13 protein-coding genes, 2 tRNA genes, 2 pseudogenes and 3 riboswitches are annotated in these 18,221 nt (G+C 43.4%); of the genes and pseudogenes, 6 read left to right on the forward strand and 11 right to left on the reverse strand.

The features are described from left to right. Window positions 1-132: 132 nt before the first annotated feature. Window positions 133-214, forward strand: a riboswitch (cyclic di-GMP riboswitch). A 28-nt stretch (window positions 215-242) separates the two neighbouring features. Beyond that, the gene (locus tag QUE24_RS12740; RefSeq protein WP_286304197.1) at window positions 243-746 is read left to right on the forward strand and encodes a hypothetical protein; all 504 of its coding nucleotides are present in this window, start codon (window positions 243-245) and stop codon (window positions 744-746) included. Between the two features lie 103 nt (window positions 747-849). On the opposite strand, the gene QUE24_RS12745 is transcribed toward QUE24_RS12740, so the two are convergent. After that, window positions 850-1,602 (reverse strand): PEP-CTERM sorting domain-containing protein, encoded by a 753-nt coding sequence (locus QUE24_RS12745; RefSeq protein WP_286304198.1) that lies wholly within the window; start codon window positions 1,600-1,602, stop codon window positions 850-852. 25 nt (window positions 1,603-1,627) lie between these two features. Beyond that, a riboswitch (cyclic di-GMP riboswitch) is annotated at window positions 1,628-1,717 on the reverse strand. 369 nt (window positions 1,718-2,086) lie between these two features. Beyond that, window positions 2,087-2,169, forward strand: a riboswitch (cyclic di-GMP riboswitch). 26 nt (window positions 2,170-2,195) lie between these two features. Between QUE24_RS12745 and QUE24_RS12750 the strand changes: the two genes are divergently transcribed. After that, window positions 2,196-2,714, forward strand: a complete 519-nt coding sequence (locus tag QUE24_RS12750) for a hypothetical protein (RefSeq protein WP_286304199.1) — start codon at window positions 2,196-2,198, stop codon at window positions 2,712-2,714. 93 nt (window positions 2,715-2,807) lie between these two features. On the opposite strand, the gene QUE24_RS12755 is transcribed toward QUE24_RS12750, so the two are convergent. The 8 genes and pseudogenes from QUE24_RS12755 to mfd form a co-directional block, all read right to left on the reverse strand. Beyond that, on the reverse strand, window positions 2,808-3,866 hold the full coding sequence (locus tag QUE24_RS12755) for a PA0069 family radical SAM protein (protein WP_286304200.1): 1,059 nt from the start codon (window positions 3,864-3,866) through the stop codon (window positions 2,808-2,810). Beyond that, a complete protein-coding gene (locus tag QUE24_RS12760) occupies window positions 3,866-4,585 on the reverse strand; it encodes an SIMPL domain-containing protein (protein WP_286304201.1) in 720 nt (239 codons plus the stop codon). The genes QUE24_RS12755 and QUE24_RS12760 overlap by 1 nt, the downstream gene beginning before the upstream one ends. A gap of 55 nt (window positions 4,586-4,640) precedes the next feature. Then, a pseudogene (locus QUE24_RS12765) lies at window positions 4,641-5,632 on the reverse strand (alpha-L-glutamate ligase-like protein). Beyond that, window positions 5,629-7,140 (reverse strand): inactive transglutaminase family protein, encoded by a 1,512-nt coding sequence (locus tag QUE24_RS12770; RefSeq protein WP_286304202.1) that lies wholly within the window; start codon window positions 7,138-7,140, stop codon window positions 5,629-5,631. The pseudogene QUE24_RS12765 and the gene QUE24_RS12770 overlap by 4 nt, the downstream one beginning before the upstream one ends. A gap of 12 nt (window positions 7,141-7,152) precedes the next feature. After that, window positions 7,153-7,974 (reverse strand): ATP-dependent zinc protease family protein, encoded by an 822-nt coding sequence (locus tag QUE24_RS12775; protein ID WP_286304203.1) that lies wholly within the window; start codon window positions 7,972-7,974, stop codon window positions 7,153-7,155. A gap of 94 nt (window positions 7,975-8,068) precedes the next feature. After that, on the reverse strand, window positions 8,069-8,260 hold the full coding sequence (locus QUE24_RS15850; RefSeq protein ID WP_350226585.1) for a class I SAM-dependent methyltransferase: 192 nt from the start codon (window positions 8,258-8,260) through the stop codon (window positions 8,069-8,071). 41 nt (window positions 8,261-8,301) lie between these two features. Beyond that, window positions 8,302-8,838: a methyltransferase domain-containing protein gene (locus QUE24_RS12780; RefSeq protein WP_350226586.1), complete on the reverse strand. Its 537-nt coding sequence runs from the start codon at window positions 8,836-8,838 to the stop codon at window positions 8,302-8,304. Further along, window positions 8,835-12,302, reverse strand: coding sequence for a transcription-repair coupling factor (mfd, locus tag QUE24_RS12785; RefSeq protein ID WP_286304204.1), 3,468 nt, complete (start codon window positions 12,300-12,302; stop codon window positions 8,835-8,837). Before mfd ends, QUE24_RS12780 begins: the two co-directional genes overlap by 4 nt. A gap of 355 nt (window positions 12,303-12,657) precedes the next feature. Here mfd and uvrC point away from each other — a divergent pair. The 4 genes and pseudogenes from uvrC to QUE24_RS12805 all read left to right on the forward strand — a co-directional run bounded on the left by uvrC (window position 12,658) and on the right by QUE24_RS12805 (window position 15,361). Next, a pseudogene (gene uvrC, locus QUE24_RS12790) lies at window positions 12,658-14,498 on the forward strand (excinuclease ABC subunit UvrC). A gap of 49 nt (window positions 14,499-14,547) precedes the next feature. Continuing rightward, complete coding sequence (pgsA, locus tag QUE24_RS12795; protein ID WP_286304205.1) at window positions 14,548-15,105, forward strand: CDP-diacylglycerol--glycerol-3-phosphate 3-phosphatidyltransferase; 558 nt, start codon at window positions 14,548-14,550, stop codon at window positions 15,103-15,105. 38 nt (window positions 15,106-15,143) lie between these two features. Next, a tRNA-Gly gene (locus QUE24_RS12800) sits at window positions 15,144-15,219 on the forward strand. Between the two features lie 68 nt (window positions 15,220-15,287). Beyond that, window positions 15,288-15,361: transfer RNA gene (locus QUE24_RS12805), tRNA-Cys, on the forward strand. A gap of 65 nt (window positions 15,362-15,426) precedes the next feature. On the opposite strand, the gene QUE24_RS12810 is transcribed toward QUE24_RS12805, so the two are convergent. After that, window positions 15,427-16,683 (reverse strand): diguanylate cyclase, encoded by a 1,257-nt coding sequence (locus QUE24_RS12810; RefSeq protein WP_286304206.1) that lies wholly within the window; start codon window positions 16,681-16,683, stop codon window positions 15,427-15,429. Between the two features lie 94 nt (window positions 16,684-16,777). Then, window positions 16,778-17,992: a cyclic di-GMP phosphodiesterase gene (locus QUE24_RS12815; protein ID WP_286304207.1), complete on the reverse strand. Its 1,215-nt coding sequence runs from the start codon at window positions 17,990-17,992 to the stop codon at window positions 16,778-16,780. Window positions 17,993-18,221 lie beyond the last annotated feature (229 nt).

Here is an 18,221-nt window from a genome sequence, read left to right on the forward strand (position 1 = left end):
TGTGCACCCTTTAATTTGAGAACTATCAATGTTAGGGTAGAAGCAACAACAAACTAGTTGTTGTTGGTACCCGTTAGTAAGGTATTTATTTACATTCATAGCGGGTATGTTCGGCTCAACACGTTCGTGATGGGCTGTTATAGCCAAACTCGTCGTGAGGCGAGGACGGAAAGCTACAGATCTTGATGAAGAGCGAGATGGCTGGGCTGCATTGCTTTGTAACAAATCAAGGAGTATTTGATATGAAACAAGCGATGCTATTTGCAATTGCTTTATTTACCACAGTGTCAGCCCATGCTGCGACACTCACCATCAATCCAACAGGTTCAACTAATGCCACACAGACCACATCAGTAGACACTGGAAGTACAGTGTTAGGTAGTGGAACCGTCACTAACGGTGACGAGCCATGGAGTTCAACTTACGATGTGACCACAACAGAAGATACCTCAACCATTATTGAGTGGTCATTTAATCCTGTAGCCGCACTGACAGAAGCCACTATTTCTTTTGATAATGGGGTTGATCCGGTTCAGTTGTTTGATATTTCAGGTGATTTCAGATTTACAGGTTTGATTTACGCAGGCACAGTTGCCTCTGTTAACCTGCTTAATGGTAACAGAAACACCTTTAAATATGACGTATCACTGCAATCAGTTTCTGAAGTGCCTGTTCCTGCAGCATTTTTTCTTTTAGCCCCAGCCCTGTTAGGGTTCCTTGGTCTACGTAGAAAAAACGTGCTTTAGCTCGGGAAATTTAAATTTTCTGAGACACTTCAATTATCTGACAAGATATTGAGTATTGTGAAAAAGCCGTGGTAAAGAACCACGGCTTTTTTATTGCTGGATATTATTTCGCTTTACGGCGCAGGCCGATAAAGCCTAACAGAGCAGGAGCAAACATTAATAATGCACCAGGAACAGGAACTGCAGATGGTACATCAACTTCTTCAATTCCAGCATAAAGCACACTTTGCTGGCTGTAGTTATAAAAACCGAAAGCCCCATTACTGAATGCACCAGTAATACTTAACTCTTTTATACCATTGACAAAGACTTCAACTAAAGAGGATGTAAAGGTAATATCAAAGTCATATGTTGTATTATCCAGCCAACCTGTATCGCCCAAGTTAGTTGCACGGGCTAATTCGGTCACATTTTTGCTTGGATCATGAGACCAAGCACCAGAGTTATCACCCAATACGTCCCTGACCTGTGAGATGGCCAGTCCTTTTTGACCAGCACCGTAATAGGTCTGATCTCCTTGTTTCCAGTCGATGAGTAAATAATCAGCAGATGAGTTGGTTAGATCGTTATTGTTATAACCTAAGACAAACCCGATATAATCATCGTCAGCAGTCGTCTTTACTGTTATCTGACCTGATAATGCCGTGCCCTGGCTATTTTTATTGTTGTGAAAGACGGTTGGAGTACCGTTGATTCCTTGTTGAACAGCATTATTACCCGACTGTAATACCCAGTTACCGTTACCATTTGCCTTCCATGAAGACAAATCAACGGGCTGAGGTGCAGCCATAGCTGTTGTGGATATTGCTCCAAGAATGAAGCCACCCAAGAGAAGGTTTTGTAACGTTTTTTTCATGCCATTTTCCTTATTCGCAAAGTGAAAATGCAACTCAGCCATCTCATTTTTATTAGTAGAATTGAGACCTGTAGCTTTCCGTGCTTGGCTCACACCAAGGTTGGCTTTGAAATTGAGCGCTGGGTTTTACCAGCAAGGAAATTCTAACCCAACCAGACGCGATAGAAAATAACGTGTTTTGTATTTTCTTTACAAAAGTTAACTTTTGTAAAGTGACATGCGTTCGCTGCTATCTAGCGATAACGCAATGAAGCTGATAGTGCAACTCCATATTCCCGGTGTATAGAAAGTCTCATTGTTAATTCTTGCAATAATTCACAACCAGTTCACAGTTTTTTTGTGATCATTATCACGCGATCAAGCAAATGCTGTGCGTTACATCCCAGATTTAACTAACTGGTGTGGTTCTGAAATTCAGTGATTTGTACCATCGATTCATCTGAAATAGTTCAGATGGTCACATCATTAGTTATTTGTGATGTGTTTTTTATAAAGCCAAACTCGTCGTGAGGCGGGGTCGGAAAGCCACGGATCTCTAATGTAATTGGAGATGGCCGGGTTGCATTGCTTCATAGATTAAATAGGAATTTATTATGAAAAAAGCGATGCTATTTGCTGTAGCTCTTTTGTTTTCGGTTGGTGTTAATGCCGCTACGTTAAATTTGACTGGAATTGGTTCATCAGGTGCTTCTCAAAGCGTTGATGTAAACAACAACAGTACAGTTTTAGCAGGTGGTACTGTAGGTGAATCAAGCAGTTGGTCTTCAGGCTTCGATTTAACCTCAGACACTGATACTGCAGTAAAGGTTGAATGGTCATTTAACCCATTTACTGCTCTTGATAGTGCAGTACTTGTATTCAGTGAAATCACAGGTCCATCAGGTGGTTACACTGGTAGTACACAGTACTTCAACATCACTGGCGACTTTAGCTTTACAGCATTTTTAACTGCTGGTGTGTACTACGCTGTTGATATTATCGACGCTACATCTAGTATTTTGAAATATGATGTATCAGTATCTGCAGTACCTGTACCAGCTGCATTATTTTTATTCGCACCAGCCTTATTAGGATTATTGGGCATGCGTAGAAAAACTGCAGTAGCAGCATAAAACTTGAAATCAAAAATCAAGTTAACAATTGTTAGTTAGATTGAAAGGGGAACTTCGGTTCCCCTTTTTTATGTTTAATAAAGATGCTCTTTTCTAAAACAAATCCATTTGCTTTGATGGTTTGTGAAATAAGTCGGTTCGTAGAACCAATGAAGATTGGTTTTTGGGGTATTTCTTGACCGCGACGTTGAATCGTTTTTTGATCATATCTGCATAGAACCCCTGACCTTCAAGTCTAAAACCAAATCGTGGGTCATTGGTTTTGCCATTCCTGGAGTCTTTAATGCGATTCATGACATGTTCAGCCTTATCTGGATAATGACTGTGTAACCAATCATTGAAGAGGGGGCTGACTTCTCTTGGTAATCTCACAAAAATATAGTCAATATTGCTAGCGCCTGCTTTTGCAGAAGCATCAATAATCGCTTCTAACTCTGTATCTGTAAGAACAGGAATGACAGGGGCAATCAGAACAGAAACAGGGATGCCATTACCCTTTAATGTGCTAATCGTTTGCAGGCGTCTTTGTGGACTGCTGGCTCTTGGCTCAAGTTTTCTGGCAAGTGTTTTATCCAAGGTCGTGATAGACAATTGCACATGTACCAGTTGTTTTTCTGCAAGTTGTTTAAGTATGTCGATATCACGTTCTATCATAGATGACTTTGTGACAATATTAACTGGATGGCTAAATTCGAGCATCACCTTGAATATCTGTCGTGTGATTTTATGATCACGTTCTATTGGCTGATAAGGATCAGTGTTAGCGCCAAGAGATAGTATTGAGCACTGGTAATTCTTTGCCATTAACTCATGCCGAAGTAAGTCAGCAGCGTTGGGTTTTACCGTGAGTTTTGTTTCAAAATCCAGGCCTGGAGACAATCCCAGATAAGCGTGGGTAGGTCTGGCGTAACAATAAATGCAGCCATGCTCACAGCCACGGTAAGGGTTAATCGTTTGCTGAAATGGTAGATCAGGTGATTGGTTTCGACTGATAATTTTACGAGGTGTTTCTTCACTTACCTCTGTCGAAAGAGGACTGACTTCACTATGAAACCAGCCATCATCAACCTCAGTGCGTTGAAACTCATTAAAACGACCATCGATGTTATTTACTGAGCCACGGCCCTTGTGTCGTTTATTGTGTTCTGACATTAATCAGATAAGTAATACTCTATGGTAGAAACAACGCGTACCTTTTTTATTTGTGGATTATTGTTGTCGCGTGAACTGATGCTGAATTGGCCTTGGCGCGCCTTACGAATTTTACCCAAGGTGCTGTCTGAGTCTTGAGCAAATTTTTCTGCCACTTCTCGGGCTTTACGTGTCGCTTCTTCAATCATCTGAGGCTTAATTGAATTAAGACGTGTAAATAAATACTCTGGTTGAGCCGCGTAATTATTGCCAGTTAACACAATGCCTTGCTTGCCAAGTTCAGAGAGTTGCCCCATCACTTCTCTGACGGTGTCAATGGCCTCTGAATATACAGTGACGGTCTGTACAGCCGTATATCGAAATTCAGCACGTTGATTGCCACCATATTGCTGTGCAGATTTGTCGGTGATGGCTGGCGCGCTGATGGTGACATCATCACGTTTTATACCTTGTTGGGTCAGAAACGAAATAATGGTGTTGGTATTGCTATCAACATCATTGTATAAGCCTTGTAAATTATTACTTGCCAGAGTGAACTGGATTGGCCAGATGACGATATCTGCAGTGAACTCTTGTTCAGCTAGCCCTTTTACTGTAACTGTTCGTTCGTATTCTTTATATTCGATTGCAGCATTAGATAGAAACCAACCCAGGGTACTAAGACCGAGAAATAAAGCGACACCAAGAATCAGACTACTGCTTTTATTGACCGATGACATAAGTCACTCCTATAGCAAACGCATGAATGTCCCAGCAGTGTAAAACAATTGTTGATTATGATCGACGAGAAAAATGCTCTTTTGAAAACGCGATGCGTTGTTCAAGCGTCATTTTCTTCACATTGGTTAAAGATTCAATTTTCTTGAGTCGTGGCAGTAAACCCACACCATTAGCCACTTGTATACTCAAACCGGGACGGGCGTTTAGTTCAAGTAGCATAGGGCCTTTTTTCTATCCAAAACGATATCAGTACCTAAATAACCCAAGCCCGACATTTCATAACAGGATGCAGCCAGGTGCAGTAATTGATCCCAATGTGGCACCTGAAGATCAAGCAGGTTTCTACCTGTGTCAGGATGCAGCATAACGGGGCGGTCAAATTGAACAGCACGCACCGCACTACCATTACCAATATCCAAACCCACACCGACAGCACCCTGATGAAGGTTCGCCTTACCGTTAGAATCAGATGTGGATAAGCGCATCATGGCCATCACAGGAAAGCCTTTGAAGACAATCACCCGTGTGTCAGGCACACCTTCGAATGTATATCCATTAAAGCAATCATCGAACTGAATCAGCGCTTCAATGATGGCGACATCAGTTCGACCACCCAGCGAAAATAGTCCCGCCAGGATATTAGAGACATGACGCTCAAGGTCGGCGAGCTTAAGAATTTGCCCATTTGCTTTGTGGTATCCGAAATCATCTGACCCCGTCACCACCAAAATACCTTTACCTCCTGAACCATGTGCCGGTTTAATACAAAAACCTGCAGTATTTTTAATAATATCGAGCAGATCATCGACCTGGTGTTGTTCTGTGATAGTGCCTATGAGGTCCGGCGCATTAACTCCCGCTTCCAGAACGATTTCTTTTGTTTGTAATTTATCATCAACAAGCGGGTAGAGACGTCTTGGGTTGTAACGGCTTATGTAAGCAATATTTCGTTCGTTCATACCAAGCACACCAATCTTGGCTAGCTTGTTTGGGTGAACGTACCGAGACTTGACCTCTTTCAGCCAATTCAGCACATTCAGGCTCATAGGTGATCCTCGGTTAAAGGTTTAAAGCGTTTTAATTCGAGCAAGCGATAACCGGTGTAATTACCTGCCATCAATACCAGTCCCATTAAAATCAGCTGGATGCCGAGGAAATTGAAGGTCAAATGACGAATTAATTCGTTATTCATTGCTAAGTAGGCTAGTACAGCTACTAACAAAGAGCCTCCACCTTGAATAACTACCTGATGTGGACCTTCTTCTTCCCATAAAACTGACATCCGTTCAATGGTCCATGCCAGAATGATCATCGGGAAGAACGTCACTTTCATACCTTCTGTTAAGCCAAGCTTATAGGCAAGAATGGAGAATATCGCAATGATACCTATCACCATGATGATAACCGCGGATATTCGGGCGACGAGCAGCAGGTTGAGATAGGAAAGATAAGAGCGAATCAACAAGCCTGTACCCACGATCAGTAAGAAACCGACTAAGCCCGTTACAAGACTTGTTTGAATAAAGGCCAAGGCAATCAAAACCGGCATAAACGTACCGGATGTCTTTAAGCCCACCAGAATTCGCATTAAGACAACCACTAAAACACCAACAGGTATTAATAAAATACCTTTAAACAGTGCTTGTTCCTCAAGTGGTAGGGTATAGAGTGAAAAATTTATCAAAGCTTCATCAGCAAACTTCTGATTCAAGGCGACACCAAACGGGAGCTCTTGCTGAATCATAGAGAAAGTGACGTGTGAATTGGTTCCGCCAATCAGTTCAAGAACGGGTCCTGAATGATATTCCCAGAGTAAGACATTTTCAGGCCTGCCTTGCTCACCTGTTTCCGGGTTGAACAATTGATAGTCACTGTCATCAAATACCTGAATATAGGTGACTAACTCTTGTCTGCGACGACCGTCTTCAAGAAATAGTGCATGTACTTGGCGAGCAGGTACACCAGCTTGTTGCAGTAATTGAACAATCCACTGCGTTTGCGGTTTCAACTGAGCTAAGAGTTCAGCGTTTTGTGATTGATTTTTAAACTCCTGAATCAATTCTCTAGCAAGAGTGTATGGCGTGGAGGAACGCTCTTGTGCTCGATCAAGGAGTTGATTAGCGGATGTCGCGTAAGGCTCTTTTTCTATGCTGACTTTTAACGCCGGTGGCTGGCTGGGTTCTGGCGGAACAGCGTAAGGGTCTAACAACATATCCACTTTGTAATAGAGGGCTTGTTCGCCTGTAGCTTGCCGGATTGACCATTCGGCGCGCTGACCGCCGTTTTCACGTTTAGTGTAAGACAAGCCATAGCCGGGGCTGGCAGTTTGTTGGCTTAGTTGCGTAAAGCCGGGTTGTGTTCCAGGTATGGCAAGTGATGCCAGCACTTCTTTATCTTGAGCATCAAACTCAACCTTGGCTTCGATAGACCAGGTTTGACGCTGCTCTCCCGGAAGCCAGGGAATATCAAAGGTGTAATGTCTATGTAAGGTTAATCCCAGGCCTGTGACAATCAGTAAGCCCACTATCAGATAAAATGCTTTACGAGATGTCATGGCCTGATTTCCTTATTTTTTCTTACTTTTACTGACTGAAGGTGCTTGCGGCTGGTTTTTAACAATTTCAGGTTTGGGTTGATTATTGTCTTTTGCCACATCTACCACAGCTACATCACGTAAGAACTCACGTCCCAACAGGATAGGGTAGGTCATATGGGTGCGGTCATTTAATGTAAATTCAGCTACTTCGGTCATCTTACCCAAGCGTACAGTTAGTGAGGCTACTGGACGTTTGTCGAGTGTATCTGTCGAGGCCTGACGGATTTTGACGTAACGCACTAAGGGAGCTTCAATTTCAAAGCTATCGTCACCATCATCTGGTGCTAAACGGAAACGTACCCAGTTCTTGCCATCTTTCTCAAAGGGAGTGATATCCAGCGCACTGATAGATGATGTGGTAGCGCCGGTATCGACACGAGCCTCGTAAACACGATTGATAGCCTCAATCCACAGCCATTCTGTTTTACCGACTACTAGTTTATTACCGATATTGTTTGTATTTACCGCAGCAGGTTTGGGGCAAAGTGGGGGAGCAGCATCACCTTTGTGTTGTTTGACGATGACAGTATCCAGTTTGCCTTCAATCACATCAAAACGTCCATCAAACTGACGTTGTGCTTTACTGATCTTTTGCAGTTCATCAGCTTGTACTGTCTCTTGCTTGTTCAAACTTTCACATTGCTGCTGAATTTGTTGAATGAGGCGAGATTCGGTCTCTTGCAGAGATTGAGCTAACTCAGTAGATGAGACAGGAGGTGTTTGTGGACCCTGTTGAATACAGGCGCTTAAAAATACAGTAGAAGAAGCAATCAGAACTAATAGTTTAGACATAATAACCTTGTAAGGATAATTGATTGGATTCACTAAAAAATAGCGGCTATTGTAGCAGAGACAATACGCTTGATAAGCAGCGTATTAAAAATTCTTATGTATTTTCACGTTTCGCTAATAAATGAATGTATCGGCCCATATCACGATAAACCGGCATGCGACAATATTGATGCTCTAGCTCGAACAATACGGACTCATCACTGTTGTCTCTGGCTTGTTGGCTCATGTAGTCATTAAACACTCGAATCCCTGTATGTTTCTCAATGGAAAACCCAGCATGGCGCATTTCATCAAGAATAATGTGTGGAAACTGTGGGTTTGGCGGCGTTAATTTATTACCTTTACCAATGTAACTATCATTAAGTATGGGGGTAATCTCCAGCCGCCTTTTAAAACATTGCTGTAGACCATGGCATTTCTGTTGTAGAACAGCAGGGATAAATAGCCACCAGGCCTGACTTTGTCCATGATTGTCTTGAGCGATGCAAGTGGTTCGCTTAACCACTCCAGCACAGCATGACACAACACTAAATCAAATTGTGGTAGCTGTTTAGCGAGACTTTGTGCTGACTCATGATAAAACGTGGCTTTGATATTGGCCTGTTCAAAATGAGTTTTAGCCGTATTAAGCATCTTTTCTGACAGATCACACAGCGTCAGTTGGTGAGCATGCTCTGCCAGCCAGAGACTGATTTGCCCCTGGCCACAGCCTGCATCCCACACAGTCATGGGCGATGCGGCAACGAACCTTGCCAGGTCTTCTTTTAATAAACGTAACCGCCATTCGCCTTTAACGGTTTCGTAGATTTTACTTTCAAACCTATCGAATAAGTCATCGAAATTACGATCGTGTTGAATGGTCATGCGCTTTTAGTCAATAAGGCATCTAATAAGCTATCGAGAGCAACAATGCGATCATCAGCTTCTGGCATGTCTTCAACAAAGCGCAATTTGTCCTGACCATCTAATTTGAATTTTTTAGGCTGTTTTTGAATGAGATTAATAATAGTCATCGGATCCACATTGGGCGACTCTTCAAATAATAAACGCCCGCCTTGGTCATAGACATCAATTTTTCGAATACCAATTTGTTTCGCTTTAAAACGAAGCTCATGAACAGCAAACAAGGTTTTGACCTGATCCGGTAACAAGCCAAAACGATCAATCATTTCGACCTGTAGCTCATGCAATGCCTCATTATCAGCCGCTGCAGAGATACGTTTATACAAAACCAAACGTGTATGCACATCAGGTAAATAGTCAGAAGGAATAAGAGCAGGAACGTGTAAATCGATTTCAACAAAGTGGCGGTCTGATTGATTCAGACTGGGTTCTTTACCCGATTTCAATGCTCTGACAGCACGTTCTAATAACTCGTTGTACAGATTAAAACCAATTTCCTGCATCTGGCCGCTTTGCTCGTCACCTAATAACTCGCCAGCCCCGCGGATTTCCATATCATGAGTTGCTAGAGTAAAGCCTGCGCCTAAGTCTTCAATAGACTCGATGGCTTCCAGACGTTTCACCGCGTCTTTCGTCATGGCTTTTTGTGGCGGTGTGATGAGATAAGCATAGGCCCGATGATGTGAACGACCAACACGGCCACGGATTTGGTACAACTGAGCCAGACCAAGCTTATCTGCACGATCGATAAAAATAGTATTGGCGGTTGGGACGTCAATGCCCGTTTCGATGATGGTGGTACAAACCAACACATTAAAGCGTTGATGATAAAAGTCGAGCATGACCTGTTCCAGCTCACGCTCACGCATTTGTCCATGGGCGACGGCCACTTTGGCCTCTGGCAGAATGGCTTCAATTTCACGGGCGACGCGATCGATATCTTCGACTTTGTTGTGAAGGAAATAAACCTGACCACCACGTTTGATTTCACGCAGCATACCTTCGCGAATTTTCTCTGCATCCCACTGTAAAACAAACGTTTTTATCGCCAAGCGGCGTGCCGGTGCTGTGGCAATAATCGACAAATCACGAATACCGGAAATCGACATATTTAAAGTGCGTGGTATTGGTGTTGCTGTCAGCGTGAGTACGTCTATATGAGCACGGTATTTTTTTATCTGCTCTTTCTGAGTCACACCAAACCGATGTTCCTCATCCAGAATAAACAGGCCAAGACGTTTAGGATCAATATCTTGCTGAAGTAATTTGTGAGTACCGATAATGATGTCAGCGTTACCTTCACTGATACCAGCTTTGACTTTGTCCAAGGATTTTTTTGATTGGAAACGCGATAACACTTCGACTTTCACCGGCCAGTCAGCAAAGCGATCTTTAAAGTTTTCATAATGTTGTTGTGCAAGCAAGGTAGTGGGTACCAACACCATAACCTGTTTACCGGAATGTACGGCCATAAACGCGGCTCGCATAGCGACTTCTGTTTTGCCAAAGCCCACGTCACCACATACCAGTCTGTCCATGGGCTGTTCCGATAACATGTCTTTGATAACGGCATCAATGGCATCTTGTTGATCAGGTGTTGGCTCAAAAGGGAAGGCCGCAGCGAAAGCCGCATAGTCTTCATCTGGCATACCCATGGGCTGTTTTTTATTCGCAGCACGACGAGCGTAGATATCAAGTAGTTCTGCTGCCACATCCCGTGCTTTTTCTGCTGCACGTTTACGGGCTTTTTCCCATTGACCTGTGCCAAGTTTGTGTAATGGGGCTAATTCAGGTGCCGCGCCAGAATAACGACTGATTAAATCTAGAGAAGCGACAGGTACATAAAGCTTATCGCCTTTGGCATATTCCAAAGTCACATACTCAGCGGTGACATCCCCAATATCCAATGTTTGCAGACCAAGGTACCGACCCACCCCATGATCTTCATGGACAACAGCATCACCGATAGAGAGTTCGGCAAGGTTACGGATAATGGCATCGGTGTCTCGTTTTTTACGACTACGCCGCCGACGCTGCATGACCTGCTGGCCAAACAGCTGTGTTTCAGCAATAACAGCCAGGTTTTCATTACCCAGCAATAAACCTTGCTCAAGCGGAGCGACGGTCATGGCTAAATTGTCATCACCTTGGATAAACGCATCCCAGTTACTGACAGGCTGACATTTGATATCGTGCTGTCGCAGCATATCCAGTAATGTTTCACGACGCCCGGCACTCTCTGCGGCAAATAATATTCGTCCATCGAACTGACCAATAAATTGTTGTAACGCCTCACAAGGTTTGTCCTTACGCGCATTCATCGTCAGTTGTGGCGGCATGCCTGAACCATAATTGATATGACCTGCTTTGTCCTGATGCTCAAAGCTTTGCAAATGAAGACGTTGATAGGCCTTGAAAGAGCTGAATAATTCTTCAACTGGAATGAATACATGTTGAGGCTCGAGCAGCGGTCGTTCTGGATTCACACGATGCTGACGATAGCGCTCGCTGATTTCCTGCCAGTATCGGTCAGCACAGACATGTGGGTCTGCAATACTAACAATTAAGGTGTTATCCGGAAGGTAGTCGAGCAGGCTGTTAGTTTTTTCAAAAAATAAAGGCAGGTAAAACTCGATACCTCCCGGCACATTGCCATCACTGATTTCACGATAAATAAAACTACGTTGGGGATCGCCCTCGAAATGCCGGCGGAATTGTTGCCGAAATAACTGAATACCGTCTTCGGTCATCGGGAATTCACGTGCGGGCAATAGCTGAATGTTATCGATAGTATCTATCGAACGCTGTGTTTCCGGATCAAAGGTTCTTAGAGTATCAATTTCATCATCAAACAGATCTATACGATAAGGGAGTTTGCTCCCCATGGGATACAAATCAATGATGGCACCTCGTACCGTAAATTCCCCATGCTCCATGACTTGAGATACGTTACGATAACCTGCTTTTTCGAGTTTTAAACGCCAGCTTTCAATATCGAATTGATCGCCCGTTTTCAGAATCAGCGTGTTGCCTTCGAGGAATGCACGGGGCGCAATACGTTGCATCAATGTCGCTATGGGCACCATCAGCAGACCTTGCTTAAAGTCGGGTAACTGATGCAGTGTTTCTAATCGTTCTGAAACGATATCCTGATGCGGAGAAAAGGTGTCGTAAGGTAGCGTTTCCCAATCTGGAAAATGTAAAACAGGCCTTTTGTCTTCCCCTAAGAAAAATTTTGCTTCTAATTCCAGACGATGTGCGCTATTCATGTCATCGGTAATGACCAGCAGCGGACCATCATGTTGCTGCGCTGCTTTCGCTAATAAAAGACCTTGCGCGCTGCCATAAAGCTGGCCTGCATAAAGGGCTTCTTTATTAGATGACGGTAGCTTGGGATTGAGCAGATTAGGCTGAGTATGATTCACTAGACTGATTCGTTACAAAACGTCTATTTTCACATAAAACGAAGAAGTCTTGTCACAAAGACCTGAATAAGGCACATTATCCCTTATAATTTATAAGTGATTATATGCTTGAATAAACTTGCAAAGGTGCGGGAGAATAATAATGAAACGAATTGAAAATGTCGTACTGTTAAAAACGATAGGCAGTGCTGAGTTAATAGCAGCTTTAGCGATGTTTTATTTTTTACACTGACGTCCCAGCGTTAATCGGTGGCTTTATTTTGCTTGGCTTATCAGCCAACAGCTTTTATCAGGCACATAAATGTTACCAACGTCAGTACGCACCCAAACAAAACGACCACACTTGAAATGAGACATGGCTGAAGCAGTTAAGCAAACAAAAACGAGCGAATTTGATTCAGCCTCCTTCCTAAAAACCTGACTAGCCGGCCCGGTGTGTATCGCATGATCGATGACACCGGAACGGTGATTTATGTTGGTAAGGCCAAAAACCTTAAGAAACGTGTTTCCAGTTATTTTCGCAAAACCGGTTTAACAGCCAAAACACGTGTCATGGTCGCTCAGATCGCAACCATTGAAACTACCGTCACCCACACTGAAAACGAAGCATTAATCCTTGAAAACAATTTAATTAAGGAATTAATGCCACGTTACAACATTCTGCTGCGTGATGATAAAAGCTATCCTTATTTATTAATATCAGGCGATAAATTTCCCCGGTTAAGCTATCACCGCGGTGCTAAACGCAAAGCAGGGCGTTATTTCGGCCCATATCCCAGTGCCGGGGCTGTAAGGGATAGTCTCAACTTGCTGCAAAAACTCTTTCCTGTCAGACAATGCGAAGACAGTTATTACCAAAACCGCTCGCGCCCATGCCTGCAATATCAGATTAAACGCTGTACAGCACCCTGTGTTGGTCTAATCAGTGAAGAAGAATATAAAAAAGATGTCGAACACACGATTATGTTTTTGGAAGGCAAAAACAAACAGGTCATGGATGATTTGAGTGCCGAAATGGATGCTGCATCACAACGGCTCGACTTTGAACAGGCTGCGGCTATTCGCGATAAAGTGATTGCTCTACGTCGGGTACAGGAACGCCAATATGTCAGCTCAGACCAAGGTGAGTTTGATGTGTTGGCAGCGATTGTCAAAGATGGCATGGCTGTTGTTGAAGTCTGTTTTATCCGTGGTGGACGTAACCTCGGTAGTAAAAGTTATTTTCCAAAAGGCTCAGGTGACAGCAGCCCTGAAGAATTATTATCGGCTTTCGTTCCTCAGTATTATCTGGGCAAAAATGTACCCACAGAAATCTTAGTTAGCCATGAGCCAGAATACAGAGATTTAATTCAGGATGTGCTGCAAACTGAATCTGGTCACAAGGTCAGCCTAAGAAAACCTCAACGAGGTCAGGGCGTTCGCTGGATGCAGATGGCCTCTACCAATGCGGATATCAGCCTGACTCAACGGTTAAGTAGCCGTTCCAATTTACTACAGCGATTTGAGATGTTGCAGGATGCGTTAAGCCTGGATGAATTACCCAAACGTATCGAGTGTTTTGATATTAGTCATACTCGCGGTGAACGAACTGTTGCTTCATGTGTGGTGTTTGGGCTGGAAGGCGCGATTAAGGCGGATTATCGCAAGTTTAATATCGAGGGTATTACCGGTGGCGATGATTACGCAGCGATGAATCAGGCATTAACACGCCGTTTCACGCGTTTGCAGAAAGGCGAAGGTAAGCGGCCTGATCTCTTATTAATAGATGGTGGTAAAGGTCAAATCAAAGAAGCACAAGAAGTGCTCGAAGAACTCAATTTATCTGACTTACCTATATTAGGTATCGCAAAAGGGCCAGAACGCCGACCAGGTGAGGAAACATTATTCCTGGTGGGTAGAGAAGGAGAAGTCACGCTGACAGCCGATTCGCCAGCACTGCATTTATTGCAACAAGTGCGGGATGAAGCTCATCGCTTTGCGATTACGGGTCACCGACAGCGACGCGCTAAGGCACGTAAAACTTCCACACTTGAACATATTGAAGGCTTAGGGCCCAAACGCAGACAAAAGTTGTTACAGCAGTTTGGTGGACTTCAGGAAGTGCAACGCGCTGGTGTGGAAGATTTAGCCAAGGTGGACGGTATCAGTAAATCCCTTGCTCAAAAAATCTATGATGTCTTTCACGGCGATCATTAAGCACGCATAGTGATACCATAAACATGATTTTAATTTTAAGTGACACAAGATGTTGAATTTACCAAATATTTTAAGCTGCTTACGGATTCTGTTAGTTCCTATTCTGATTCTGTTCTATTTTTTACCTATACCTTCTGCATCAGTCTGGGCTGCTTTGATATTTGCCATTGCCGCGTTTACTGACTGGCTGGATGGTTATCTCGCAAGAAAGTGGGAACAAACCTCGGCGTTTGGTGCCTTTCTCGACCCGGTCGCCGATAAACTGATTGTGGTGATGGCGCTGATTATGGTCCTGTTTAAAAGTCCTGTCTGGTACATCCTGATACCGGTGACATTAATCATCGCACGTGAATTAATTGTTTCCGCATTACGTGAATGGATGGCCGAATTAGGGCAGAGAAATGCCGTTAAGGTATCTCAAATGGGTAAGTGGAAAACCACCTTCCAGATGCTGGCCATTGCCTGCCTGATTTACTATAAGCCCTTATTTGGATTACCAGTTTTTGAAATTGGTGTAGCACTCCTGTATGCGGCAGCGTGGTTAACGATGCAGTCAATGTACTACTATCTTTTAGCGGCTTGGCCAATGATGCGAAATAAGGGTTGACATAAAAAATGAAGTGCCTATAATGCACGTCTTCCTCAGCGGGAATAGCTCAGCTGGTAGAGCACAACCTTGCCAAGGTTGGGGTCGCGAGTTCGAATCTCGTTTCCCGCTCCAAGAATATAAAAAGCCGCGGTCAGTCAAGTCACTATCGCGGCTTTTTAGTCTTAGACTCAATGAAAAATGGCTGGGTGGCAGAGTGGTCATGCAGCGGACTGCAACTCCGTTAACGCCGGTTCGATTCCGACCCCAGCCTCCATTTTCAAGCTCACACAAAGACATCAGTATCAGGCGCTTTTAAGCGCTTTTTTTATGCCTGTTATTCTAAATAGGCACGGCTAGAGTGAGTTTGTCTCTGCCATTGGCTTTCGATTCGTACAATGCTTTATCGATAACACAAAATAAATCTCTTGTGTTGGCAATGGGGAACAGATCCGTGTGGTATAGACCTGCGCTGATTGTGGCGTTGATGTGTTGACCTTCGAAGTTAAAGTGATGTGACCGGGTTTGGTTGATTAACTCTTGTATGATGTCTTGTGCTCTTTCAGATGGTAACCGGTTTAATATAACAACAAACTCCTCACCACCTACTCGATAGGCTTTGTCGCTATCACGCCCTTGGGATTGTAAAATCTCTGCAAACTCTTTTAAGACATGATCCCCTGCTAAATGCCCATAGGCATCATTAATCTTTTTGAAAAAGTCGATATCGATAAGCGCGATACCAAAAGGACACTGGTTTGCATGAAAGCCTTTTATTAAGGCTTCTATTTCGAACTCTAATGTAAGCCGGTTATTTAAGTTAGTGAGTGGATCTTTACTGGCGAGATCTTTGAGTTGTTTATTAGCTGCTTCCAGTTTGTACGTGCGTAATTCTATCTGTTCTTCGAGACTATTCAGCAGCCGCTGTTCAGCTTCACGTGATTTGATAACTTCTTTTGCCATCGGTCTAAAGATAAAAATCACTTCAAGGACAAGCGTGAGCAGGGTGATTAACCAGAGTCCAACTTCCAGGTTCTTGATGATACGGAGTCTTTCATCACCTTCGAATTGATATTGATTGACAGCTTTATCTAAATCAATAAGTAAATCTTCGGAGACATTGTCGATTTGATTCATTAATGTCAGGAAGGTGTGTTCGTCCTCAGTGTCGATAAGCTGTGTGGCTGTATTCAAGTATTGATTGACACGATCATAGAGGTTGATATCACCAAAATAGAGGTGTCGGATAGCTTCTGACTGTTCGAGTGTTTGATTATTTTTCAGTTGGCCTGAGGCAAGTTGTTGATTAGCCTCACCCATCTTGTTTATATGCTGAGTTAAGGCATCCTCGGTGGTGTCTTGCTCTGAGTTTGTTATGAAGCGTTGTTGATATAAACGGTGGATGTCGAGTGCAATATGTTGACTCAACATGCGTTGACTGCCTGAGATATTGACGACATAGGCCGTATTATCGACATCGGATATGGCAGATTTTAATGTGTAGGCAGCGAAACTGGACAGTATGGCAATAAGCACAACAGCCAGCATGTAGCGCTTGGTGATAAGTCTATGCAGTGCGGGCTGTGTATTATCTGCCATAATATCTATTCATTTATATTATCGCTCATGAGATATCTCTCACTCATATATACCTTGCCTGTGAGCACATGGCTAGTCTAATTCACATATTAAACTATAACCATAAGTTTTCTAAGGATTTGAAATCCCAATCAGCAGGTTCTTCTGGTCCTTCGATGCTCTCTTTACAGCTTTTTGCTGCCAAATCGATCACTTGTATAGGAATGGGGGCGTTTGAACGCGTTGAGAAGAACACTTTCACTTTGGGTTTGAGTAAAGACTCTGTTCCGGGTTCAACCACCACAGCTAGGCGCTGTGAGGTGAGACGAACCAGTGAACCAATGGGATAAATCCCTACAGATTTAACAAAACTATTAAAAATTTGTTTATCAAAATGACCTTCCCATTTCGACATTTCTCGTATGGTATTGGCGGGTTCCCATGGTTTTTTATAGGCTCGCTCCGATGTTACGGCATCGTAGACGTCACAAATAGCCGCCATTCGGGCTAAAACCGAGATTTCATCAGCAGGCAGTCGGTTTGGATAACCGGTACCGTTCATTTTTTCGTGGTGATTTAAAGCAATATCGATGACTTCAGCTTCGGCTCCACCATCTTGCAGAATTTTGGCGCCAACGATGGTGTGCTTTTTCATCACGTCATATTCAGAATCAGTGAGTTTGCCGGGCTTGTTTAATATATCGAGCGGCATGGCTGCTTTGCCTAAGTCATGCATCAGCCCGCCGATGCCAGCAAGACGTGTTTGTTCTTTATCTAGACCCATTTGATTGGCAAGTGCAAGCATGAGTGCACAAACCGCCACAGAGTGCATATAGGTGTAATCATCATGCGTTTTTAAGCGGGCAACACTAAGGATGGCGGCTGAATTACGTTGAACCAGAGAATCAATCTCGCCCACTAAGGGAAGGGTGGTGTGAGGATCAATGGCTTTGCCCAAGCGAATGTCATTAAACATGGACATGATTTGGGGTTTGGCATCCTGACACAGTTTTCTTGCACGCTCTATTTCATTCTCTATTGATGAAGAACTAGGCACCGGTTTGGTTTCTGCTGACTTGCTCTCTTCAACTGCCTCTGTCGATGCTTTTTGCTCGACTTTGTTTTCAACTGTTGCTGGGGCGGACGTATCGTCTCCCTTGTCAGTATCTATCCAAAGATCTTTTATGCCAGCGTCATGGATGCGTTTAATGTCATTGGGATCAGTAACAAGAAAGCTGCTGCGAATGAACGGATGCTGGATCCAGGAACCACCAAGCTTCTGAATATACATACCAATGCGTAATTCAGAACTGTTAATACGCTTTATCAAGACTGTTCTCCCTCAAATCAACATGTTTTTTATAGTTATGAGTCAAACATACCTTGCATTGACCGGGGCATCAATAGCTATTTCTATCATCTTGGTCTGAGCAGTTTAATGCTGAGATCATTAGTCTATGACACCTTGTTAATGTTGCTATATCCAGCGATAAGCCATAAGCCGGGAGAATGGCGATGGACTTTGTGTTGGCTAAAAAATGATCATTTAATAAGAGGAT

Source organism: Methylophaga marina, from assembly GCF_030296755.1.
Lineage (GTDB): Bacteria > Pseudomonadota > Gammaproteobacteria > Nitrosococcales > Methylophagaceae > Methylophaga > Methylophaga marina.